Below are 23,044 nucleotides of genomic sequence, written 5' to 3' on the forward strand. Positions count from 1 at the left end.
TTAGTTTTCAAATATAATACAAATTTTCATTAGTTTTTTAAACCTTTATTCCCGTACAAAAGCCTGCAAACCTGAGAATATTTAATTTCTTCATCGCAAAAAATCCTTCCCAACATGGAGAAGGATTTCAAACAATATGTATAATGTGGAAAAAACTTACTTTTTAATGAAACTGTGCTATTTCAGTAGAGTCTTTCATGGCGACAGTTGCTGAAGAACCACTTGTTACCACATTCTGAATCTCATCAAAATATCCGGTTCCTACAAAAGACTGGTGTTTCACGGCCCTGAACCCTTTTTGCTGTAAAGCAAACTCACGTTCCTGTAACTCGGAATATCCAGCCATTCCTTTTTCTTTATACGCTAACGCCAGCTCAAACATTGCTGTATTGAGTGCATGGAAACCAGCCAACGTGATAAACTGGAATTTATATCCCATTTTGGCAAGCTCCTCACGGAAAGTAGTCATTTCCTCAACACTTAATTTGGCAGCCCAATTGAATGAAGGTGAACAGTTATACGCTAACATTTTTCCAGGAAACCTGGCATGGATTCCCTCAGCAAATCTTCTTGCCTGTTCCAGATCAGGATTAGACGTTTCCATCCAGATCAGATCAGCATAGGGCGCATACGATAAACCACGGTCGATTCCTTGTTCCACTCCGTTTTTCACTACATAAAATCCTTCTGAAGTCCTCTCTCCGGTCACAAATTTCTTATCTCTGTCATCAATATCTGAAGTCAGCAGGTCTGCGGCGTCAGCATCTGTTCTTGCAATAATGACACTCGGAACCCCTGCTACATCGGCAGCTAAACGGGCAGCTACTAATTTATTGATGGCTTCCTGAGTAGGTACCAATACCTTACCTCCCAAATGTCCGCATTTCTTTGCAGAAGACAACTGGTCTTCAAAATGAACCGCTGCTGCTCCGGCCTCGATCATCTGTTTCATCAGTTCAAACGCATTCAGATTACCTCCAAATCCAGCCTCTGCATCAGCAATAATAGGAACAAGGTATTCTTTATCGCCACCTCCGTTTACAGACTGGATCTGATCCGCTCTTAACAGAGCATTATTGATTTTCTTAACTACAGAAGGAACGGAGTTCGCTGGATACAAAGATTGATCAGGATACATTTCTCCTGATAAATTCGCATCAGCAGCCACCTGCCAGCCCGAAAGGTAAATAGCCTCCAACCCGGCATCTACTTCCTGTACTGCCTGATTTCCTGTTAATGCGCCCAATCCGGCTACAAAATCCTGAGTCGTAAGCTTCTCCCAGAATTTTTTAGACATTTCAGTGGCGATCGTGTACTCGATCGTATAAGATCCTCTGAGCTTTAAAACCTCTTCAGCTGTATAAGGTCTTTGTACTCCCTTCCAACGTGGATTGTTCAGCCAATCCTGCTCTAAAGCCTGAATTTTTTCTTGTTTCGTTTTCATAATATTTTGATTTGTATTTAGTTATAAATTATTTTTATAAAATTCGGAATACGAGTTCTATAGGTTTATCATTGGAATTCCATCAGCTTGACCAAAAAGAACATATTGCTCATAGATTCAATTATTTCAAAAACCAACTCGAAGTGACTATATTATCGGATTGTTACCACCAACTTTTCATTCTCAAACGCGTTGATACCTAAATAAAAGGATACGCTTTCAAAGTGAGGAATTCTTCAAATTTTTCTGAGAAGATCAATTCGTTAAAAAGCTCTTTAGCCAGATTAAATTTCCCGTTTTTAAAGCGCTCTTCACCTACATATTTTTCAATGGTATCCATCTCTTCCCTTTCCCACTGGAGAACCATTTCTCTGGTCAGAATCCGGTCATCAATTAAAACAGCCTCATTCTTCAGCCATTGCCAGATCTGTGTCCGTGAAATTTCTGCGGTAGCTGCATCCTCCATAAGATTATAAATAGCCGCTGCACCTATACCCATCAACCAACTTTCGAGATAAAGAATTCCTACATTAATATTTTTACGAACACCTCTTTCACTAATCTCTCCCTTAGGAATTTCCAGCAGATCACTTTCCTTGATTTGATAATCCACTTTCTTGTCAATTTGGTTTTTTGAAGGCATATATTCGTCAAAAATATCTTTAGCCAAAGAAACCAAAGCAGGATGGGCTACCCAGGTGCCATCATGCCCATTTTTTACTTCACGCTCCTTATCTGCTTTTACTTTTTCAAAGGCAATATGATTCGCCTGATCATCATTTTTTATAGGAATCTGAGCAGCCATTCCTCCGATGGCATGCACATTTCGTTTGTGGCAAATTTCAATCACCCTTTTGGAATAGGCAGTCATAAACGGAGAGGTCATAGTTACCTGATCACGATCCGGTATTATAAATTCAGGAAGGTTTCTGAATTTTTTAATAAATGAGAAAATATAATCCCATCGTCCGCAGTTCAATCCTGCGCTGTGTTTTTTTAGTTCATATAAAATTTCATCGATCTGAAAAGATGCGGTGATCGTCTCTATTAAAACCGTAGCCTTAATCGTACCTCTTGGAATCTGAAGATAATTCTGGGCAAAATCAAAAACTTCATTCCACCATCTGGCTTCTTTATAGTGTTCCAGTTTGGGAAGATAAAAGTAAGGACCACTCCCCTTTTCAAGAAGTTTTTGTGCATTCCTAAAAAAATAAATCCCAAAATCAACCAATGAACCGGAAGCCTCTTCACCGTTGATCTCGATATGCTTTTCATGAAGATGTAATCCTCTTGGACGAACTAGTAATACGGCTGTCTTTTCCTGCAATTGATATGCTTTCCCTTCTCGGGTTGTAAAATCTATACTTCTGTTAATGGCATCTGAAAGATTAATCTGCCCTTCCATGCAGTTTTTCCATGTAGGAGCATTGCTGTCCTCGAAATCTGCCATAAATGTGGATGCTCCAGAATTAAGAGCATTAATGATCATTTTACGATCTACCGGACCCGTAATTTCAACTCTCCGGTCAAGTAAATCTTCAGGCAATGGCGAACATACCCAATCTCCATTTCTTATTTCTTCTGTCTGAGGTAAAAACCTGGGAAGATTTCTGCGATCAAAATCAAGCTGAGTTTCTTTTCTTTCTTCTAAAAGATCAAGCCTTTTAGCATTAAAGTTCTGGTGAAGTTCAATCAGAAACTCTATCAATTCGGGATTGAAAATCTCTTCAAACTGGCTTTGAGCCTTTATTCTTAATTGGGTGGTTGTTTCCATAACTCATTGATTTTGTGATTTGATATTACAAACATAAATAAAAATTTTCACAATCAGCGAACGTTCGCTAATTATTTTTAAAAATTATTATGCGAATAATCGCAATCAAATATCTATATTTGAGTAATGAATGCAGAAAGTGATTTTATTAAAACGGTTTTCGGGCTTAAACTGAAGCAGCTGAGACAAAAGAAAAATTGGTCTCTGCAGGACCTTGCCGTAAAAACAGGGTTATCAAAATCTTACCTCAACGAAATTGAGAACGGAAAAAAATACCCCAAGCACGATAAGATTATCCAGCTTTCCGAATCTCTGAACTGTACATTCGATGATCTGGTTTCTACGAAACTGGACAAAAGCCTGGCTCCGTTTAATGAAATTTTACAATCGGATTTTTTTAAAGAAGTTCCCCTGGACCTTTTCGGAATAAATAAAAATAACCTCATCAGCATCATCAGTGATGCCCCCAAAAAGGTCACCGCCTTTATCAATGCACTGATTGAAATATCTCAAAACTACAATCTGGGAAAAGAGCGTTTTTATTTTGCAGTATTGCGATCCTTCCAGGAACTTTATGATAATTATTTTCCTGATATCGAAGAAAAAGTATTATCCTTTGCTCAGGAGCATTGTTTAGAGTTCAGTAAAAATCTGGATCCGGATATTTTACAAAATATCCTCAATGAAAAATTCAATTACACGATTCAATCCAAAGATTTCGAACCTTTTGGAACATCCGTGCATCTCCGTTCATTATTTATTCCTGAAAAAAAACTTTTACTGCTCAACAGCAAATTAGAAAAAGACCAGAAGACATTTATTCTCGCTAAAGAAATTGGTTTTAATGTTCTTGAATTAAAAAACCGCCCCAACACCTACTCATGGCTGGATTTTGGAAGCTTCGAGGAAATCCTGAACAATTTCTATGCGTCCTATTTCGCCGGCGCACTATTGATTTCGAAAGAGCAGATTATAGAAAATACTTCTGACTTCTTTTTACAAAATAGCTGGAAACCCAAAAGCTTCACCCATCTCATTGAAAGCTTTACGAATTCTCCGGAAACATTTTATTACAGGCTGACTAATGTCCTGTCTTCAGAATTAGGAATAAAAGATTTGTTTTATTTATGCCTGGTTAAAAAGAAAGATTCCGAAAGAATTCAGATTTTAAAAGAACTGCATCTGAATCACCAGCAGGCTCCTCATGCTAATGCTACGAATGAACATTATTGCAGAAGATGGATTGCTGTAAAAAATCTTCAGGATTTAACGGAAAATGAAACATTAACGGACGCTCAGATCTCCCATTATAAAGATCAGGGGATAAGTTATCTCGTTATTTCCACTTCCCAGAAAAACCCTTTTTCAGACGGCAGTAACCGAAGCTACTGTCTGGGAATATTATTAAATCCTCAAACAATAAAGAAAATAAACTTTATCAAATCTCCAAGTTTACCGACGATCAACGTGGGGGTAACCTGTGAATCCTGCAGTATTGCAGATTGTGAAGTAAGACAAGCTCCACCGGTTCGTCTTGAAAAGGAATATTTTAATCAGAGTATGAAAAATTCCATTGAAAAAATCCGAAAGGAAGTGGAATCTCAGGGTTAAAAAGCATTACATTACTTCTTACCTCTTTCATTTTTCAGCTAATAAACTTATATTAGTAAAAACACAAAAATGATTCTTGACCTTCTTTTCCCCAATCGTTGCATCCACTGCAACCGGATCATCGATGCTGATCTTCTGGTATGCTCCTCCTGTTTTGAACATATTCATTTTACCCATTTCAATTATTTTGAAGATAACCTGTTTAAAGAAAAATGCAAATTATTGTTTCCGGTTGAAAACGCATATGCGCTTATGTATTTTGAGGAGGAAAACTTAAGCCGTAAGATCATCCACGAATTAAAATATAAAAACCGGGAAAAAACCGGGAAAGTGATTGCAAACTGGACAATCGGTAGACTGGATTTTAAAAATAACAAACCTGATTTACTGGTAAGCGTTCCACTTCATCCTAAAAAAGAAAGAGAAAGAGGATATAACCAATTGCATCTGTTTACAGAAATACTATCCAATAAATATCATATCCCATTTGACCATCACCTGATCAAAAGAAATTACTACTCACAAGCTCAGGCCCTAAAAGATAAAAAACATCGCCTAAAAAATGACAACACTTTTTCAATATCCCGAAAGGTATCTGATAAACATATTTTATTAATTGATGACGTTTTTACCACCGGCAATACGATCGCAACTATAGCATGGGAAATCTTAAATAGCGGCAATAACAAAGTGAGCATTCTGGTAATGGCAATAGATTAACCTCTAACTTCTAACCTCTAAACCTTACTTCCAGCTTTCAATTCTTTTTCATAATTTTCCGGATAAACTAATAGATATGAAAAACCTGCTTTTACTGCACGGTGCTTTAGGGCACAGTGATATTTTCAAACCTTATCTAAAGGACTTATCAAAACAATTCAATATACACACCCCTCTTTTTTCAGGGCATGGAAACACTGAAATTCCGCAAGATGGTATCAGCATAGAAAAATACACTCAGGAACTGGCTGAATACTGTAAGCAACAAAAACTCAATGATGTTTATATTTTCGGACACAGCATGGGTGGCTATGTTGGTCTCTGCTATGCTCTGCAGGTACCGGAAAATGTAAATTCCGTATTGACATTAGGCACAAAATTCGACTGGACAGAGGAGCAGGCTTTAAAGGAAAGTACAATGCTTGACCCTGAGACCATTCTTTTAAAAATTCCGAAATATGCGGAACAACTGGAATTACAACACGGCTCCCAATGGAAAGAGCTGCTTCCCGCAATTGCCGGCATGATGGTTTCTTTAGGTAAAAAACCACCGCTAAATTCAGATAGTTTATCAAAGATTACAACTCCAGTCCAGATCATGGCCGGAGACCATGATAATATGGTAACATTGGAAGAGACCGTTGAAACCTATCGCCGTATTCCTAACGCAAGATTAATGATACTTCCGGATACCAGACATCCAATGGAAAAAGTACGTCCGGTATTATTGATGGATATAATGAAGGATTTCTGGAATCTGTATTAATTACCGCTGTAATTTTTCACCATAGCTAAGGTCACCGGCATCTCCCAATCCGGGAGTAATGTAGCCTTTGGAAGTCAGTTGATCATCAATAGCACCTACCCAAATTTTTGCTTCAGGATAAGCTTTTTCAATTGTTTCTACTCCCTGTTTAGATGCGATGGCCGCTACAATGTGCAATTGAGTAGGTGTTCCGTGTGTGAGTAAGTCTTTGATTGCTTCAATTAATGACGCTCCTGTAGCCAGCATAGGATCTCCCACGATTAAAGGTCTTCCTTCAATACTTGGACAAGTAAGATAATCCTGCTTGATCGAAAAATAATCGTTGGCATCATGTTTTCTATAGGCTGCTACAAAACCGCAATCAGCTTTATCCAAATAATTTAATATCCCCTGAAATAGAGGAACTCCTGCCCTAAGAATAGTAGTAATCACTGGTTGTACTGCAATTTCCCTAACCTTTATCGTATCCAGAGGAGTCTGGATTTCAACTTCTCTTTGCTCAAGTTCTTTACTGATTTCAAAAGCGGCAATTTCTCCGATACGTTCCATATTTCTACGGAATCTTAATCGGTCATGTTGAACATCTACATTACGCAGTTCGTTAATCCACTCATTAACAAGAGAAAAGTTTTCAGATAAAATAGTAACCATGAAATTTTAAATTTTAATTAGAGTTGGCGGGCTTTAATTCCTGCAAAATTACAATTAAAAAACGAAATCCGAGATTGAACGTAAACAGAAATAAAGTATATTTATGAAAGTTTCCCAACCCATCTGTACATAAAAAAATCTTGAATGATGAAAAGTTTAATCTTAGGAAAAATAGCTCCTGAATTTCTGAAGGAAGAGACTCTTCCCGGGTTATTAGCTCCTATTTTTGAAAAATACAAAAATAAAACAGCATTTATATTTAATGGTAAAAAACTCTCTTATGAAGAACTCAATAACTGGAGTAATGCAATTGCTTTACAGCTTCACAATGAAGGTATAAAACCGGGCGATAGTGTCGGGGTTTGGTATCCCCGAAGTATGGAGCTTCCAGTTGCTATTTTAGGAATATTAAAAGCCGGAGCCTCTTATGTTCCACTGGACCGGGAGATGCCTGAAGACAGAATAAGAAAAGTTTTTACAGACATTCATGTAAAAGCTTATTTCTCTGATGCAGATGTCGGAATCCATTGTCGGCCTTTAGCCATTGCCCCACAACCCGACAGCACTATCCCTCCAATCAGCGATCCGATTAGCCCCGACCAATGGGCATACGTGTTATTTACTTCCGGAAGTACCGGAAATCCTAAAGGAATTCCAATTTCCCACAGGAATATCTGTCATCTTATAAGATCTGAAGAAGATTTCATAGGAATAAAAGATACCGATATTGTATATCAGGGTTTTTCCGTTTCCTTTGATATGTGGTGTGAAGAGGTATGGATCAGTCTTTTTTCCGGTGCAACGATATGGATTGCAGATGCCCTTACTGTAAAAGCTATTGATGAATTAAGTGATGTATTAATCAGGAATAAAATCACTGTTCTTCATGCAGTACCCAGTATCTTAGCCATCATCGAGGAGGTTCCTTCAGTGAGGATCATCAATACAGGGGGTGAAGCATGCACAAAACAAGTACAGGAAAAATGGGCAAAGCCTTACAGAACCTTCATCAACAGCTATGGTCCCACGGAAACTACAGTATCTTCCAACATGGCTAAGCTGAAGGATGATGACGAGCTTACGATTGGCCATCCTCTACCCAATTATCATATTGCTGTGGTTGATGAAAATCTGAATATCGTACCACGAGGAGAAAGGGGTGAAATGATCATTTCTGGTCCCGGAGTCAGTAATGGATATTTCAACCTCCCGGAACTAACAGATCAAAAATTCCTGAAAAATCCATTTCCTGAACTTCCCGGCGATACCATTTACAAAACTGGAGATGCTGTTATTATACGGGAAAACGGTTTTATAGATTTTCAGGGAAGAATAGATGACCAGATCAAACTCCGTGGCTACAGGATTGAATTGGGAGAAATAGAAGCCAGGTTGAATCAGCTTCCCGGCATTTCTTCAGCAGCTGTTGCCGTGAAAGAAGACGCTAACGGACAGGGGCAACTCGTTGGTTATACTGTAATGAGTGACGATCATGAATTCGATGAAAATACAATACGTAAAGAGTTAGCAAAGTTTCTGGCACCTTATATGGTTCCCGTCTCGATCATCAAAATGAGGGAAATGCCCAGGATGCCGAGTGGAAAAATTGACCGAAAAAAACTGCCGGTTCCTGAAAGCTTTATCAGTCATGAGAAAAGTGAAGACATTGAAGTAAATCCTGAAGCTCCTATCGAAGAAAAACTGTTGCAGACCCTTCATTGGATGTTTCCGGGAAAAGAGATCCAATTACATCAGGACTTTTTTACGGATCTGGGAGGGCACTCCTTACTTGCTGCAACATTAGTTTCTCACCTCCGGCAAAAAGCAGGGATTCCTTACGCTTCTTTAAAAGATATTTATGAAAACAGGCCGCTTTCTGCATATTCAGATTGCCTTAAAAATAAACACACTGAAAAGGCATCCGATCAGGAACCGTTTACAAGAGTTTCGTCATTTCAATATTATGCCTGCAATCTTGCCCAGACTATTTCTTTACTGGTTGTTTTTGCATTATTTAGTGTACAGATATTTTTCCCCTATCTTAGTTATTATTATTTCCAGCTTAATGGGTACGGAACCGGATTAGCCCTGTTAAGTGCTATTCTTTTGTATACACTCATACCACCGGTTTATTCTGTTATTATTCTTTTAACAAAGTGGCTTGTTATCGGAAAAATAAAAGAAGGTGATTATCCGTTATGGGGCTGGTATTACTTCAGATGGTGGCTATGGAAAACCGTAAAAAGACTGATGCCTTCAGAATTTATTGTTGAAACCCCATTGTATCCGAAATATCTGAAATTATTAGGTGTACAAGTTCATCCGAGCGCACAGCTTAGCCTTTTACCTATTGCAGCTGAAGACCTTGTTACCATTGATCAAAACGTAACCACGAGCTCAGGATGTAGTATTGATAATGCATCTGTAGAAAATGGAGTGCTTAAAATAAGAAAAGTACATATTAAAGCACATTCTTATCTTGGTTCTTCAGCTATCGTATGTGGTAATACTGTCATTGAGGAATTCGGAGAACTTCAGGATCTAAGCTGCTTAAATGAAGGAAATACGATCGGGTACGGTGAAGTCTGGGATGGTAGCCCGGCTGAAAAACTAAGAACAAAAAGTAAGGAAGAGACGCAGATTCCACAGCTGGTTTCTGCCGCAAAAAGAAACAAATATGCTATCATATATGCATGTTCTCTGTTTTTCTTCCCACTTTTAATCGTTTTACCGCTTGCTCCAACATTGTACACCTTGTATTATCTGGACGACCGTTCAGCGGATTATAGTTTCTATTACCTATGGCAGGCTCCTATTCTATCTACAATCTACATATTAATTTTTATCGGGGTTGTCAGTATTATCACAAGGTGTCTGCAATACCGTATGAAGCCGGGAATATATCCTGTTTACAGTTTTATCTATTATCGGAAATGGGTAAAGGATCAGATATTTAATCTTGCATTAACCGTCGTACATCCTCTTTTTGCTTCAATTTATATCAGTAAATTTTACAGGATGATGGGAGCCAAAGTGGGCAGAAATTCAGAGATCTCTACAGCAAGCGATGTTTCCCACAATCTTCTGGAAATTGGAGAGGGATCTTTTATTGCTGACGCGGTCATCCTGGGGGAACATGATGTAAGAAATGAAAAACTGATCCTGGCAAAAACCAAGATCGGCAACAATAGTTTTGTAGGAAACAGCGGATTGATCCCACAGGGATATGAATTAGGAGATAATATGCTTATCGGCGTGCTAAGCAAAGCTCCGAATGAAGAACAACTTAAAAACTCTTCTGAAAAAGACTGGTTTGGATCTCCGCCAATCGGACTTCCCTCAAGACAAAAATCGGAGAGCTTTGACAATAGCCTTACCTACAACCCTCCCTTCAGTCTTAAGTTTGCACGTGCTATTGTGGAGGGAATCCGGATTATTCTGCCTCAAACCGTTATTATTATCTGCAGTGTATTATTTATTGCCTACACCAGCAATTATCTTGAAGGAAGAATCCATCATTTGATCTTATTTTCTCCATTTTATTATCTGGGAATTGTAGCCCTACCTTCCTTTTTCTTTATGGTACTCCTTAAATGGGTTCTCGTTGGAAAGTATAAAAAAACAGAAATGCCCATGTACAGCCTAAAAGTCTGGTTGAGTGAAGGAATAACTACAGTATATGAGGCACTCCCTGTAATCTTCTTTCTTGATTTCCTGCGGGGAACGATGTGGCTTCCTTTCTTTATGAGATTTTTGGGTGTGAAAATCGGTAAAAGGGTGTGGCTCAATACAACAGATATTACAGAGTATGATATGGTAACGATAGATGACGAAGCAATGTTGAATGAAGACTGCGGGCCGCAGACGCATCTTTTTGAAGATCGTATTATGAAAATAGGAAGTGTAAAAATCGGTAAGCAGACAACCATTAATTCGAGAACCATTATTCTTTACGATACCGAAATAGGTAATAACGTAAATGTTGATGCCCTTTCACTGATTATGAAGGGCGAGGTACTTTCTGATCATACATCCTGGCACGGAAGCCCGATACGAGGAAAATAAAAAATTATATTATGAACTTTACAATCCGAAAAATAAAAATATCAGACCATCTCCCCATTGTGGATGAGTTGGTAGGAGAGCTTCATGTTTCTGAAAAGGAAATGAATGAGAAAACAGCCGACTGGAGCAAGATCAGAAAACATTATTTGCGCTTTATGACCGACTGTGAGGAAGAGAATAACGGAACATTTCTTATTGCTAACGCAGAGGGAAAAGCTATTGGTTTTTTATTCGGGTATATTGATGAAAAAGATGACAGCAACTTTGAACTGGGAGATGCAGATGACCTGTATGTTTCTGAAGGATATGTAAAGCAGGAATATAGAAAACACGGAGTTTACACTGCCCTAAACAAAGCATTTGAAGAAACCTATAGAGATTTTAATATCCGGAAAATTTACAGGTTTACTTTATGCAATAACCATATTATGCAAAGCTGGCTTGATAAACAAGGCTATAAACCTGTCCGGTTAATGTATGAAAAGTGGCTGTAAAGGATAAGATATATTTGATGAAAGAAAAAAAGTTCTGATAAGATATTTCTTACCAGAACTTTTTAAATATCGATTATTACTTTGTGACACTTTTTTAATAAGCGCAGCCGAAGTCATTATTTTTGTCTGAAATATACCTCGATAGGAACTCCGGTAAATCCGAATTCTTTTCTCAATTGATTTTCAGTAAATCTCTTATACGGTTCTTTTATATATTGTGGAAGATTACAGAAGAATACAAACTGCGGTGACGGCGTAGGAAGCTGCACACAATATTTGATTTTAATGAATTTTCCTTTATTTGCAGGAGGTGGAGTTTGTTCGAAAATAGGAAGCATCACTTCATTTAATTTCGAAGTTTTAATCTTCTTCTTACGGTCTTCATATACCTGCATCGCCACTTCTACCGCCTTCAGTATTCTCTGTTTCGTTAATGCAGATACAAACAGAATTGGAATATCCTGGAACTGCCCGATCTTATCTTTAATTGCTTTTTCAAAATCACGGATCGTATTGGTTTGCTTATCTTCGATCAGATCCCATTTGTTAACCAGGATCACAATTCCTTTTCTGTTCTTCTGTGCTAAACCAAAGATATTCATATCCTGAGATTCCCATCCCTGAGTAGCATCTACCATAATGATCACTACATCAGAATATTCAATAGAACGAATTGATCTCATTACAGAATAAAACTCAAGATCTTCGGAAACTTTAGCCTTACGACGCATCCCCGCAGTATCTACCAATACAAACTCGTGCCCGAATTTATTATATAGTGTTTGTATACTGTCTCTGGTTGTTCCCGCAATATCTGTTACAATATTTCTCTCTACATCCAGTAAAGCATTCGTTAAAGTGGATTTTCCTACATTCGGACGACCAGCGATCGTAATTTTAGGTAATCCTTCAAAAGGATCCTGATAATCCGTGGTTGGGAAATCTTTAACGATATCATCTAACAGATCTCCTGTTCCTGATCCTGTAGCAGAAGAAAGAGTATAATATTTTTCGATTCCTAACTGATAAAATTCTGTAGCTGCCAATTCTTCTTTTGCAGAATCTACTTTATTTACAACGATATAAACCGGCTTATTGGATCTTCTTAATAATTCATGAATTTCATAATCCGTATCTGTAAGGCCTTCCTCTACATTAAGCATAAAAATAATAGAAGTAGCTTCATCTACTGCCAGCTGTACCTGTTTACGGATTTCTTCTTCAAAAATATCCTCTGTCCCCACATCATATCCTCCGGTATCAATTACTGTAAATTCTACTCCGTTCCAGTCGGATTTTCCGTAATGACGGTCTCTTGTAACACCTGCAGTAGAGTCTACTATAGCTTCTCTTCTCTCCAGGAAACGATTAAATAATGTGGATTTTCCTACGTTGGGACGCCCAACGATAGCGACAATGTTTGACATAAAAAATGTTTAATAATCCTTCGATTCTCTCAGGACAAGTTATTAATGAGTTACTCCAACCTTTGGAGCTCAATTTTTTGCAAAGATAAGGCTTTATTATTTAGCAATTAAAAAAATGAAAATTCCAGAGCTTCTGCTTCCATGTATATATCTCTGCATCGTAATATTAAACACTATCTTCATGCTGTTCAATATCAATTCGCATAAGAAATAGGCCCCACATGTTCTTCAAAGCAAAAAACCATCCCGGGTAGAGATGGTTTTAATTGATATCAGATATGTAAAAAACTTAAGCCAGTTCAAACCGATCCAGATTCATCACCTTTGTCCATGCTGCAGCAAAATCTTTTACAAATTTTTCTTGTGCATCAGCACTTGCATATACTTCCGCAATTGCTCTTAATTCTGAATTGGATCCAAATACGAGATCAGCACGGGTAGCTGTCCACTTTGGCTGTCCGCTTTTACGATCAGTTCCCAGGTATAATTCATTGTCACCAGAGGCTGCTTTCCATTGAGTTCCCATATCAAGCAGATTGACAAAGAAATCATTGGAAAGAACTCCAGGACGATCTGTAAACACTCCGTTTTTAGAGCCGTCAAAATTAGCATCTAATGCTCTCATTCCACCGATTAATACTGTAAGTTCGGGAGCAGTAAGGGTCAGCAATTGTGCTTTATCAATTAATAGGGCTTCAGTAGAAACCGTATATTTCCTTTTTAAATAATTACGGAAACCATCTGCTGCCGGCTCCAGATATCCCATCGATTCAATATCCGTCTGTTCCTGAGAAGCATCCATACGGCCAGGCGTGAATGAAAGCGAAATATCGTGCCCTGTGGCTCTTGCTGCTTTTTCTACAGCTGCTGTTCCTCCTAAAACAATAAGATCTGCTAAAGAAACCTTCTTACCGGAAGTCTGTGAAGCATTGAATTCTGCCTGAATATTTTCCAGCACATTCAGAACCTTTTGTAATTGCACAGGATTATTCACTTCCCAATCTTTTTGAGGAGCTAAGCGAATTCTTGCTCCGTTTGCTCCTCCCCGCTTATCACTTCCTCTGAAAGTCGAAGCCGAACCCCATGCAGTTGTGATCAGTTCCTGAGAACTTAACCCCGAATCAAATATTTTCCCTTTCAAAGTTTCAATATCAGAACCATCTATTAAGGCATGATTTACCTCAGGGATAGGATCCTGCCAGATCAGTACTTCATCCGGCACATCCGGTCCAAGATAGCGGGCTCTTGGCCCCATATCTCTGTGCGTAAGTTTGAACCATGCTTTTGCAAACGCTTCAGCCAAAGCATCAGGATTCTCGTAAAAATGTCTTGATATTTTTTCGTAAACCGGATCAAATCTCAGGGAAAGATCCGTTGTAAGCATCGTCGGTTTATGTTTTTTAGAAGAATCGAATGCATCAGGAATAATCTCGGCACCATCTTTCGCTACCCATTGATGAGCTCCTGCAGGGCTCTTGGTAAGTTCCCATTCATTTTCAAAAAGATTTTTGAAGAAATAATTACTCCATTGCGTAGGAGTTTCTGTCCAGGTTACTTCCAGTCCGCTGCTGATCGCATCTGCTCCTTTTCCAGATTTATAGCTGCTCGCCCATCCTAGTCCTTGCAATTCAATACCTGCTCCTTCAGGTTCTTTATCTACATGGTCGGCCGGTCCTGCACCATGTGTTTTACCGAAGGTATGTCCTCCTGCAATAAGGGCCACAGTCTCTTCATCATTCATCGCCATACGCCCGAATGTATCACGAATATCTTTAGCTGCAAGGATTGGGTCTGGATTTCCATCCGGACCTTCAGGATTTACATAGATAAGTCCCATTTGTACTGCTGCTAAAGGCTTTTCAAGATTTCTGGAATGTACTTTTCCATCCGCGTCATCATCTGTTGGTAACACAGCATGATTTTCCACTACTCCCTCAGAACCATGTGCATATCGGAGATCACCTCCCAGCCATGTTGTTTCGGAGCCCCAATACACGTCCATATCCGGTTCCCAGACATCTTCACGGCCTCCTGCATATCCAAATGTTTTAAAACCCATGGACTCTAATGCGATATTACCGGTGAGAATCAAAAGATCCGCCCATGATATATTTTTACCATATTTTTGTTTTATAGGCCAAAGTAACCTTCTTGCTTTATCCAGACTTACGTTATCCGGCCAGCTATTCAATGGTGCAAAACGCTGCTGACCTGCTCCGGCTCCTCCTCTTCCGTCTCCCACACGATACGTTCCGGCACTATGCCATGCCATACGGATAAACAAAGGGCCATAATGTCCGAAGTCTGCAGGCCACCAATCCTGTGAATCCGTCATTAATGCATGAAGATCTCTTTTTACAGCTTCAAGATCCAGGCTTTTAAATGCTTCAGCATAATTGAAATCTTTATCCATGGGATCGGATAAAGAGGAATGCTGACGTAAAATATCAACTCTTAACTGATTAGGCCACCATTGTTGATTTTGAGTTCCGCCACCAGCTACATTTTGTTTCATTGTTCCATTATGAAACGGACATTTACTGATGTCATTTGAATCTTTTTCCATTGTCGTTTAAATTTTAATATTGATTAATACCGTTTATCTGATCTGAACAAGACAAACTTACAACAACCCTTTCAATAAATACGATCTATTGATAAAATTTTTACGATAGTTAAAAACTATAATAAAACTTCTACAGCCTTTGCCTTATTTATTGCAATAAGTTAGCTATATTTAATTGAAAATGAAGCAAAATAGAGACAAAGACTTCCTATTTAGAATGATTCTATCTTTTATAATAGAGAAAAAAAGATTACATTTAAACACATAAACACTAAAATTCATTAGTATGAAAAAAATATTGATCGTTCTATTGGTGGCTTTTATCATAATCCAGTTTTTTCCCATTGACAAGACCAATCCACCGGTGAATCCGGGTATGGATTTTTTAAAAATAAAAAAAACGCAACCTGAAGTTGCCAAACTCATCCGTACATCATGCTACGACTGCCATTCCAACGAAACGAAGTATCCATGGTACTCTAGCATTGCTCCTTCATCGTGGTTTCTTAAAAATCATATTGATGAAGGAAGAAAACATTTAAATTTCTCTACCTTTGCAATGTATGAACCTGAAAGACAGGCACACAAATTGCAGGAATGTATTGAAATGATCGAGAAAGAGGAAATGCCTCTGGAATCCTATATTGTTGGCCATCAGGGTGCAAAATTAACCCCGGAACAGAGAAAGCAGCTTATACAATATTTTAAACAAGTAAAAGCAGAAACTGAACGGTCGATGGTATTTTAAAAAAAGTGTTATGCAGGAAAATTGGCAGGATAAATATATTGTCTTCTTTGACGGAGATTGTGGAGTTTGTAATTTCTGGGTACAGTGGATCCTGGAACGTGACAAAAAAAACAAATTCCTTTTTGCTTCTTTACAATCGGATTTCGGCCAGAAGTTCTTATCCGAAAGAGGGTTGGAGACTACTGTTTTCAATACGATGTATCTTTGGAAACCTAATCAGTACTATCTGGTAAAATCTAGAGCTGTTCTTCAGATTGCTCAACTCCTGGGTGGTGTATATCAACTTATTGCTGTTGGAAAAATCATACCGACTTTCTTAAGTGACCAGGTATATGATTTGATTTCAAGAAACAGAATGAAACTTGCTGCTCAAAAGTGCTACCTGCCTGATCAAAATCAGAAAAGAAAGTTTATAGAAGTTTAAAAGCACTGTAATTTTTGAATTACAAATGGCAAGCATCATGATATAATTTCACAATACCTGCCATTAAGTAGTATTACATATCTGATTTTCGTATCGAAATTCTAAAATTCTTACTTCCCTAAGTCATTCACCATGATAAAATCCTTGTGGAATTCATTAAATAAATTGACGATTCTGTCCTACAATTATTGATTTAATGACCAAACAGAATAACTATTAGGAGGACATTGAATTTTCACTCTCTTATCAGCCTGTGTTGTAGGATACCAGGTTGATGCTCCTGTAAAATCCTTGATCTGCTGATTGCTCCAATTGGTGTCTATCCATCTTTCCTGCCAGCTTGATGAAGTGTTAATATAAACCACCAGTCCAGGATTACCATTATATCCGTTACGTCTCGCAATATACTCATCATTATCTGTGTAGAGAATAGAGGTTGTTCCTGTTGCTTTATTGTTATGAATCCAGATGAGATTATTTAATCTTTCTTTATTAAGCCACTCCTCGTAATCCCTGTAAAATATGGTAGGATACCCTTCATGCGTCAGGATATAAGCATATGCAGGCATCTTATTATAAATAATATCAGTATCATGGTTGGCGACAAAAGTAACGGCTTTATATGGATTTCTTTTCCACATCATATCATCATTCAAAACATTGAGATTTCCGTTATCAAATGCTTCATCCATTTTATAATAGGCCGCAAAATCAAATACAGAACTGTTTGCATTATTTGCCCATGATTCCAGTGTATTAACATTGGAATCCCATAATTCCCCTACCGAAAAGCCACCTACCTTTGCATTCCAGTTATTAACCACCCACGCACCAAAACCTTTTACATAATCAAATCTCCACCCGTCGAACTTCATTACATTCTTATAGTATTTACCAACGGAATCGTCTCTTCCCCAAAGCCAGTCCTGCACATGGGGATTAGCATGGCATAAATCCGGAAAACCACCGAAAGAGCCTTCGTCGTTATTTCCATAGGCATTTTTATAAAAATCATTGTAGTTTCTGGTAAATTTTCCTGAAGCTATTCCTGAAAAATTCGTCCATGTATTGGTTCCTGTATAAGGATTCGCTTCCGACTGCCCTCCACTGTTATGGTTGATCACAATATCCGCATAAACCTGCATATTTTCTGAGTGTGCTTTGGTGATCAATGCTTCCAGCTCAGCTCTTGAACCAAAACGAGTTTCTACACTTCCGTTTTGATTAAAGTTTCCAAAATCATAATAGTCGGTAGGATCATATCCCATTGAATAAGCTCCGTTCTGCGCTTTGGATGCGGGAGGCAACCAAACTGCCCCGATTCCTGCATTGGACCAACCGGTAAGTTTATCTTTTACTGTATTCCACCAGTTTCCGCCATCCGGAACATCCCAGTAGAAGCCCTGCATCAGAACACTTCCCCCCGGACCTGCAACAAATTTACCATTTACTGACTCTTTTCCAGTACTGAACGGCCTTCCATCATGACGAGTGACCTGTACTATTTTGGAATGAACTTCTTGTTCCCTCGAAGTGTTCCCGACTCCTTCATCATTGGTTTCACAGGAATTCATGATTCCTAAAGCCATTAATGAAAATAAGAAAGATGTTTTTTTCATAGTCCGTTTTTTAATTATTAATATAATAACTAAATTACACTTTTATTAAAATAAATTCCACTTAACGTGAATAAATTTACTTAGACTCAAAAATATGCTCTAAAATGGTATCATAAATTTTCATTAAAAAATCATAAACTTTTAAGATTATCGGCACAATTTTTCTTTTAATCCATATATTTGCATATTATGGAATATAACACCCAAAAAACGCAACTTAATATGCCGGAATACGGCAGAATTATACAACAGTTGGTTGAGCGTTGCAAAGAACTCCCTTCTAAAGAGGAGAGAAATGAAATGGCAATGGCAATCATCGATTTTATGGGACAAAGAAACCCACAACTTCGCGACGAAGAAAATTATAAACATAAACTTTGGGATCATCTTTACATTTTAGCCAATCATGATCTTGATGTAGATTCTCCTTATCCTTTTCCGACGAAAGAACAGCTTGAAGAAAAGCCAAAGAGAATGGAATACCCGAAACTTCAGGGTGATTTCAAATTTTACGGAAAAAGTATTCTTCAATTAATTGAAAAGGCTATAGAGCTTGAGGCCGGAGACGAAAAAGAAGCTCTTATTGAAGTGATTGCCAACAACATGAAGAAATCCTACAATGTTTATAATAAAGAGCATGTTACTGATGATGTGATCTTCCGTCATTTGAAAGAGCTTTCGGAAAACAGACTGGACCTTACAGGTATAGAATCCCTGGAGAAAAGTAAAATCTATTACAATACCAACAACCGAGGCAACAACAATAACAATAGTAATCGCAACAGCAATAATAAAAATCAAACCAACAAGAGAAGACATAACAATAACAACCATAAAAACAGAAAGTAAATGAGTGGAACGTTTCAAATAAGAGGAGGAAAAAGACTGCAAGGTGAAATTACTCCACAAGGGGCAAAAAATGAAGCTTTACAAATTTTATGTGCAGTTTTACTAACTGATGAGGAGGTAACAATTAAAAACATTCCTGACATTCACGACGTAAACAGGTTAATTGAAATTCTGGGCGATTTTGGTGTAAAAATCACTAAAAACGGGCCTGGAAATTACACTTTTAAGGCTGATCACGTTAATTTCGACTATGTAAAATCCAGCGAATTCAAAAAGGACGGTGCTAAATTACGTGGTTCTATTATGCTTATGGGGCCTATGCTGGCCAGATATGGTGAAGCTTATATGCCAACTCCGGGTGGAGACAAAATCGGACGACGACGACTGGACACTCATTTCCAGGGGTTAGTAGAATTAGGTGCCGAATTTCACTATGACGAAGAAGAATATTTTTACTCTTTAAAAGCTAAGGAGCTCAACGGGAAATTCATCTTACTGGAGGAGGCTTCAGTAACCGGTACTGCAAACATTGTTATGGCAGCAGTATTGGCGAAAGGAAAAACAAGAATTTACAATGCAGCTTGTGAACCTTATCTTCAGCAACTTTGTAAGATGCTGAACAGAATGGGAGCTAATATTTCCGGAATAGGTTCAAACCTATTAACGATTGAAGGAGTTACCCATCTGCGAGGTACGGAACATACGATGCTTCCCGACATGGTAGAAATAGGTTCATGGATTGGTCTTGCTGCAATGACAAAATCCGAACTTACTATAAAAAATGTAAACTGGAATCAGCTGGGAGTAATCCCTAATACCTTCAGAAAATTGGGAATCCAGCTAGAACAAAGCAACGATGACATTTATATTCCTGCTCAGGAAAATTATAAAATTCAGAAATTCATTGATGGTTCTATCCTTACTATTTCGGATGCTCCATGGCCAGGATTCACTCCTGACCTGCTCTCTATTATTCTGGTAGTTGCTACACAGGCGAAAGGAAGCATTCTGGTTCATCAGAAAATGTTTGAATCAAGGTTATTTTTTGTAGATAAGTTAATTGATATGGGAGCGCAGATTATTCTATGTGATCCACACAGAGCGACCGTAATTGGCCTTAACCAGGAAGCTCCTCTTCGTGGGACAACAATGGTTTCCCCGGATATCAGAGCCGGAAACGCTCTTCTTATTGCAGCTTTATCTGCCGAGGGAAAATCTATTATCCACAATATTGAACAGATTGACAGAGGATACGAAAATATCGACGGAAGACTGAAAGCAATTGGAGCGGATATTGAAAGAATATAAAAAAACATTTGTTTACAATATAAAAGCGTTCAGGACCTCTGAACGCTTTTTCTTTTTATAAGGCCTGGTTTACCAGCCGCCGCCTCCACCGCCACCGCCGCCGCCGCCGGAGAAACCTCCACCGCCAGATCCGCTTCCGGAACTGGAAGGTTGTGTAGATGCAGATTGTATAGATTTGGTAAGGCTCGAGTTCAATGTATTTCCAAAGCTATAATGATTTATAGAATTTCCAATATACCAGCTATGAACATATTCTGTTCCGTTAGCCATATTTTTCAACAAGGTATCAAATTTTTTACCCCAGATTTCATCTACTCCCAAAACCATAGCAAATGGCAGAAGAGTTTCAAAAACCTGCGGTGTCAATTGTGGTGGATTATGGAATTTCAACTGTTCATTTTCCGCTGCTCCCATATACATTTTGAAACCTTCAATCAGTGATTTTTTCTGTAATTTCTCTTCTGACGGCCTTTTGATCAGATATTGATAGATCATCAGTGAAGTAAATGCCAGTGCAATGAAAATATAACAGATATTGAAATTACTGCTTTCAGTTATTTCATGACCGTTACTGAGTAAGCCACCTATTCCAAATAGTATGCAAAATGGAATTGGAATCAGAAATTTCCAGGAAAGGCTTTTAAATAAAAATGTAACTAAAATAAATGCCACAAAAAGTATAACATACACTGCAATTCCGATAACAACCTTTTCCGCTTCCGGATAAATAGTATAACTTATATATAATCCAAGCATATACACTATTGTAATAAGTAAAGTAGGCAATACTAATTTTCCTGTGTTATTTCCTTCATTGACAAATTTATCATGTTGGAATTTCAGCGTTTCCTTAAAATTCGTAACCACTCTTTCAATTCTGGAATCATATTTCCCATCAAACTTTACAGTATCGATGTTATCTGAAAAAAGCGTATTCATGAGATTAATTTCTTCTTTTGGTAAAGACTCATCTGCTTCTTTCAATTTTTTAAGGGTAAATATTTTTGAACTGAAAAGACCAAGAATTCCGGAATCTTCTCCTTCAATGATCTGAACATATCCTTTTATGGCCAGATTGACAATAGCTGCCGTCAGATATTTATTTTTGAAATTCTCATTTCTCAAATACCCTAAAGAAGCAGGAGAAAGATTTTCGGGAACATTAAACTGCGGATAAACTATTGGTTTTTCAGGATCCACGCCATATTTTCTCCATGTTGAGTAATAATAGAAGATCAATCCGATAAAAACGATAAACCCACCAATTAAAATTCCAAACTTTTCAAAGAAAGTGGGTGGCGGAGGAGGAATCATCACTCCTTTATTAAATCCTACGGCCACAGTAAGCCCTTCATTAGACTTAAGATCTGCCGCGGTCCATTCTATCGAACGATCAGACAAAACCTTTACAGTACAGTTCTGCGAACTGCTGCCATACGCTCCTGTATAACAGGAGTTCTGAAGTATTTTAGCGCCCTCCGGAAGGTTAATTGTAGCAGAAACAGAATCAATATCAAAATCCCAATAGGTTCCGTTTACATTCCAGTACACCTCATCATATTTATCAAAAAAACCGATCTGGTTCTCTGTTTTATACCTGATCTCATATTCATAATCTCCCGGACTCAGTATAATGTCTTTATTTCCAACATATATTTTTAAAAAGCCATCTTCTATTACGTCATGATAATCTTCTTCTACTCCATTTTTTTTAATGGAGAGGATGATATACTTAACTTTCTGATTTTTGTTATTCAGATTTCTGGAAAGCGGCAATGCCCGATAGATCCCTCGTTTAATCTGATCTCCCAGACTATGAACTTTGATATCTTCCGTTATCGTAAGACCTGAACTTTTATCGACATCAATATCAGAATGAAAGGAGAGAATTTTTTCGGTATTTTCTACGATGGCCATTTGATCGGGACGCCGGGGCTCTTCCTGACTGAAACCCAATACAAATGCTAACAGAACAAAAAGCAACAGAATTTTTTTCATTGCTTAAAATTTCACAGATGGAACTTCTCTTTCAGCTATATTTTGTAATTCAAAGAAAGCAGATTTTTCAAATTTATACATATTAGCAATGATATTGCTTGGAAAAGATTCTACCAGCGTGTTATTCTCACGAACCGTTCCGTTGTAATACCTTCTTGATTTTTCAATATCATTCTCTATAGAAGTAAGCTCCGATTGCAGCTGCTGAAAATTGGTATTGGCTTTCAGATCAGGATACTGTTCAGCTACGGCAAAAAGATTCATCATGGCTTGGTTCAGATTTTTTTCAGCTGCTTCCTTAGCTTCAACAGAATTAGCTCCTATAGCCTGAGACCTCGCTCTTGTAACACTATCTAAAGTTTCACGCTCGTGGGTTGCATATCCTTTCACCGTTTCTACAAGGTTCGGAATAAGATCATGACGTTTTTTAAGCATAACATCAATACTGCTCCACCCTTCCTGAACCAGGTTCCTCAGTTTCACCAAACGATTATAAATAGAAACTCCATATAAAAGAAACAAAACAATTACAGCGACAATGATAATTAGTATGGTCATAGATTTTTAATTTATTGTAGTT

17 protein-coding genes are annotated in these 23,044 nt (G+C 38.0%); 9 read left to right on the forward strand and 8 right to left on the reverse strand.

Translation table 11 applies throughout. The annotated features are described in order from the left end of the window. Positions 1-163: 163 nt before the first annotated feature. Both aceA and aceB read right to left on the reverse strand, forming a co-directional pair. On the reverse strand, positions 164-1,447 hold the full coding sequence (gene aceA / locus G9C87_RS08880; protein WP_410499190.1) for an isocitrate lyase: 1,284 nt from the start codon (positions 1,445-1,447) through the stop codon (positions 164-166). A gap of 196 nt (positions 1,448-1,643) precedes the next feature. After that, the gene (gene aceB / locus G9C87_RS08885) at positions 1,644-3,218 is read right to left on the reverse strand and encodes a malate synthase A (protein ID WP_172280233.1); all 1,575 of its coding nucleotides are present in this window, start codon (positions 3,216-3,218) and stop codon (positions 1,644-1,646) included. A 126-nt stretch (positions 3,219-3,344) separates the two neighbouring features. Here aceB and G9C87_RS08890 point away from each other — a divergent pair, with 126 nt between their 5' ends. The 3 genes from G9C87_RS08890 to G9C87_RS08900 all read left to right on the forward strand — a co-directional run bounded on the left by G9C87_RS08890 (position 3,345) and on the right by G9C87_RS08900 (position 6,315). Next, complete coding sequence (locus G9C87_RS08890; protein ID WP_172280235.1) at positions 3,345-4,829, forward strand: helix-turn-helix domain-containing protein; 1,485 nt, start codon at positions 3,345-3,347, stop codon at positions 4,827-4,829. 69 nt (positions 4,830-4,898) lie between these two features. Continuing rightward, entirely contained in the window at positions 4,899-5,549 is a 651-nt protein-coding gene (locus G9C87_RS08895) for a ComF family protein (RefSeq protein ID WP_172280237.1), read from the forward strand. 76 nt (positions 5,550-5,625) lie between these two features. Further along, the gene (locus G9C87_RS08900; RefSeq protein ID WP_172280239.1) at positions 5,626-6,315 is read left to right on the forward strand and encodes an alpha/beta fold hydrolase; all 690 of its coding nucleotides are present in this window, start codon (positions 5,626-5,628) and stop codon (positions 6,313-6,315) included. Here G9C87_RS08900 and upp read toward each other — a convergent pair whose 3' ends face one another. Then, the gene (gene upp, locus G9C87_RS08905) at positions 6,316-6,966 is read right to left on the reverse strand and encodes a uracil phosphoribosyltransferase (protein ID WP_172280240.1); all 651 of its coding nucleotides are present in this window, start codon (positions 6,964-6,966) and stop codon (positions 6,316-6,318) included. It lies immediately after the preceding gene. 144 nt (positions 6,967-7,110) lie between these two features. Here upp and G9C87_RS08910 point away from each other — a divergent pair, with 144 nt between their 5' ends. Then, entirely contained in the window at positions 7,111-11,031 is a 3,921-nt protein-coding gene (locus G9C87_RS08910) for a Pls/PosA family non-ribosomal peptide synthetase (protein ID WP_172280242.1), read from the forward strand. A gap of 11 nt (positions 11,032-11,042) precedes the next feature. Continuing rightward, positions 11,043-11,525, forward strand: coding sequence for a GNAT family N-acetyltransferase (locus tag G9C87_RS08915; protein WP_172280244.1), 483 nt, complete (start codon positions 11,043-11,045; stop codon positions 11,523-11,525). Positions 11,526-11,641: 116 nt separating this feature from the next. Here G9C87_RS08915 and der read toward each other — a convergent pair whose 3' ends face one another. Further along, positions 11,642-12,952 (reverse strand): ribosome biogenesis GTPase Der, encoded by a 1,311-nt coding sequence (der, locus tag G9C87_RS08920; protein WP_172280246.1) that lies wholly within the window; start codon positions 12,950-12,952, stop codon positions 11,642-11,644. A 289-nt stretch (positions 12,953-13,241) separates the two neighbouring features. Beyond that, positions 13,242-15,518, reverse strand: a complete 2,277-nt coding sequence (gene katG, locus G9C87_RS08925; RefSeq protein ID WP_172280248.1) for a catalase/peroxidase HPI — start codon at positions 15,516-15,518, stop codon at positions 13,242-13,244. 286 nt (positions 15,519-15,804) lie between these two features. Here katG and G9C87_RS08930 point away from each other — a divergent pair, with 286 nt between their 5' ends. Together G9C87_RS08930 and G9C87_RS08935 are read left to right on the forward strand one after the other, a co-directional pair. Continuing rightward, positions 15,805-16,266 (forward strand): heme-binding domain-containing protein, encoded by a 462-nt coding sequence (locus G9C87_RS08930; RefSeq protein WP_172280250.1) that lies wholly within the window; start codon positions 15,805-15,807, stop codon positions 16,264-16,266. Positions 16,267-16,276: 10 nt separating this feature from the next. Further along, a complete protein-coding gene (locus G9C87_RS08935) occupies positions 16,277-16,690 on the forward strand; it encodes a thiol-disulfide oxidoreductase DCC family protein (RefSeq protein WP_172280252.1) in 414 nt (137 codons plus the stop codon). 185 nt (positions 16,691-16,875) lie between these two features. Here the strand turns inward: G9C87_RS08935 and G9C87_RS08940 are convergent, their stop codons facing one another. Continuing rightward, a complete protein-coding gene (locus G9C87_RS08940; protein WP_172280253.1) occupies positions 16,876-18,309 on the reverse strand; it encodes an alpha-amylase in 1,434 nt (477 codons plus the stop codon). Between the two features lie 189 nt (positions 18,310-18,498). On the opposite strand from G9C87_RS08940, the gene G9C87_RS08945 reads away from it, so the two are divergent. Together G9C87_RS08945 and murA are read left to right on the forward strand one after the other, a co-directional pair. After that, positions 18,499-19,158, forward strand: coding sequence for a DUF4290 domain-containing protein (locus G9C87_RS08945; protein WP_172280255.1), 660 nt, complete (start codon positions 18,499-18,501; stop codon positions 19,156-19,158). Then, a complete protein-coding gene (gene murA / locus G9C87_RS08950) occupies positions 19,159-20,466 on the forward strand; it encodes a UDP-N-acetylglucosamine 1-carboxyvinyltransferase (protein ID WP_172280257.1) in 1,308 nt (435 codons plus the stop codon). A 69-nt stretch (positions 20,467-20,535) separates the two neighbouring features. On the opposite strand, the gene G9C87_RS08955 is transcribed toward murA, so the two are convergent. Together G9C87_RS08955 and G9C87_RS08960 are read right to left on the reverse strand one after the other, a co-directional pair. Next, positions 20,536-22,464 (reverse strand): DUF2207 domain-containing protein, encoded by a 1,929-nt coding sequence (locus G9C87_RS08955; RefSeq protein ID WP_172280259.1) that lies wholly within the window; start codon positions 22,462-22,464, stop codon positions 20,536-20,538. 3 nt (positions 22,465-22,467) lie between these two features. Then, entirely contained in the window at positions 22,468-23,022 is a 555-nt protein-coding gene (locus G9C87_RS08960; RefSeq protein ID WP_172280261.1) for a LemA family protein, read from the reverse strand. Positions 23,023-23,044 lie beyond the last annotated feature (22 nt).

Source organism: Chryseobacterium sp. LAM-KRS1, assembly GCF_013184525.1.
In the GTDB taxonomy this organism is placed as follows: domain Bacteria; phylum Bacteroidota; class Bacteroidia; order Flavobacteriales; family Weeksellaceae; genus Chryseobacterium; species Chryseobacterium proteolyticum.

Bases quoted from the DNA above. Each gene is read 5' to 3' on its own strand.
- G9C87_RS08955 (WP_172280259.1), bottom strand. From the start codon at position 22,464: ATGAAAAAAATTCTGTTGCTTTTTGTTCTGTTAGCATTTGTATTGGGT.
- der (WP_172280246.1), bottom strand. From the start codon at position 12,952: ATGTCAAACATTGTCGCTATCGTTGGGCGTCCCAACGTAGGAAAATCC.
- G9C87_RS08960 (WP_172280261.1), bottom strand. From the start codon at position 23,022: ATGACCATACTAATTATCATTGTCGCTGTAATTGTTTTGTTTCTTTTA.
- G9C87_RS08900 (WP_172280239.1), top strand. From the start codon at position 5,626: ATGAAAAACCTGCTTTTACTGCACGGTGCTTTAGGGCACAGTGATATT.
- G9C87_RS08945 (WP_172280255.1), top strand. From the start codon at position 18,499: ATGGAATATAACACCCAAAAAACGCAACTTAATATGCCGGAATACGGC.
- upp (WP_172280240.1), bottom strand. From the start codon at position 6,966: ATGGTTACTATTTTATCTGAAAACTTTTCTCTTGTTAATGAGTGGATT.
- G9C87_RS08895 (WP_172280237.1), top strand. From the start codon at position 4,899: ATGATTCTTGACCTTCTTTTCCCCAATCGTTGCATCCACTGCAACCGG.
- G9C87_RS08910 (WP_172280242.1), top strand. From the start codon at position 7,111: ATGATGAAAAGTTTAATCTTAGGAAAAATAGCTCCTGAATTTCTGAAG.
- G9C87_RS08940 (WP_172280253.1), bottom strand. From the start codon at position 18,309: ATGAAAAAAACATCTTTCTTATTTTCATTAATGGCTTTAGGAATCATG.
- G9C87_RS08930 (WP_172280250.1), top strand. From the start codon at position 15,805: ATGAAAAAAATATTGATCGTTCTATTGGTGGCTTTTATCATAATCCAG.
- aceB (WP_172280233.1), bottom strand. From the start codon at position 3,218: ATGGAAACAACCACCCAATTAAGAATAAAGGCTCAAAGCCAGTTTGAA.
- G9C87_RS08935 (WP_172280252.1), top strand. From the start codon at position 16,277: ATGCAGGAAAATTGGCAGGATAAATATATTGTCTTCTTTGACGGAGAT.
- murA (WP_172280257.1), top strand. From the start codon at position 19,159: ATGAGTGGAACGTTTCAAATAAGAGGAGGAAAAAGACTGCAAGGTGAA.
- katG (WP_172280248.1), bottom strand. From the start codon at position 15,518: ATGGAAAAAGATTCAAATGACATCAGTAAATGTCCGTTTCATAATGGA.
- G9C87_RS08890 (WP_172280235.1), top strand. From the start codon at position 3,345: ATGAATGCAGAAAGTGATTTTATTAAAACGGTTTTCGGGCTTAAACTG.
- G9C87_RS08915 (WP_172280244.1), top strand. From the start codon at position 11,043: ATGAACTTTACAATCCGAAAAATAAAAATATCAGACCATCTCCCCATT.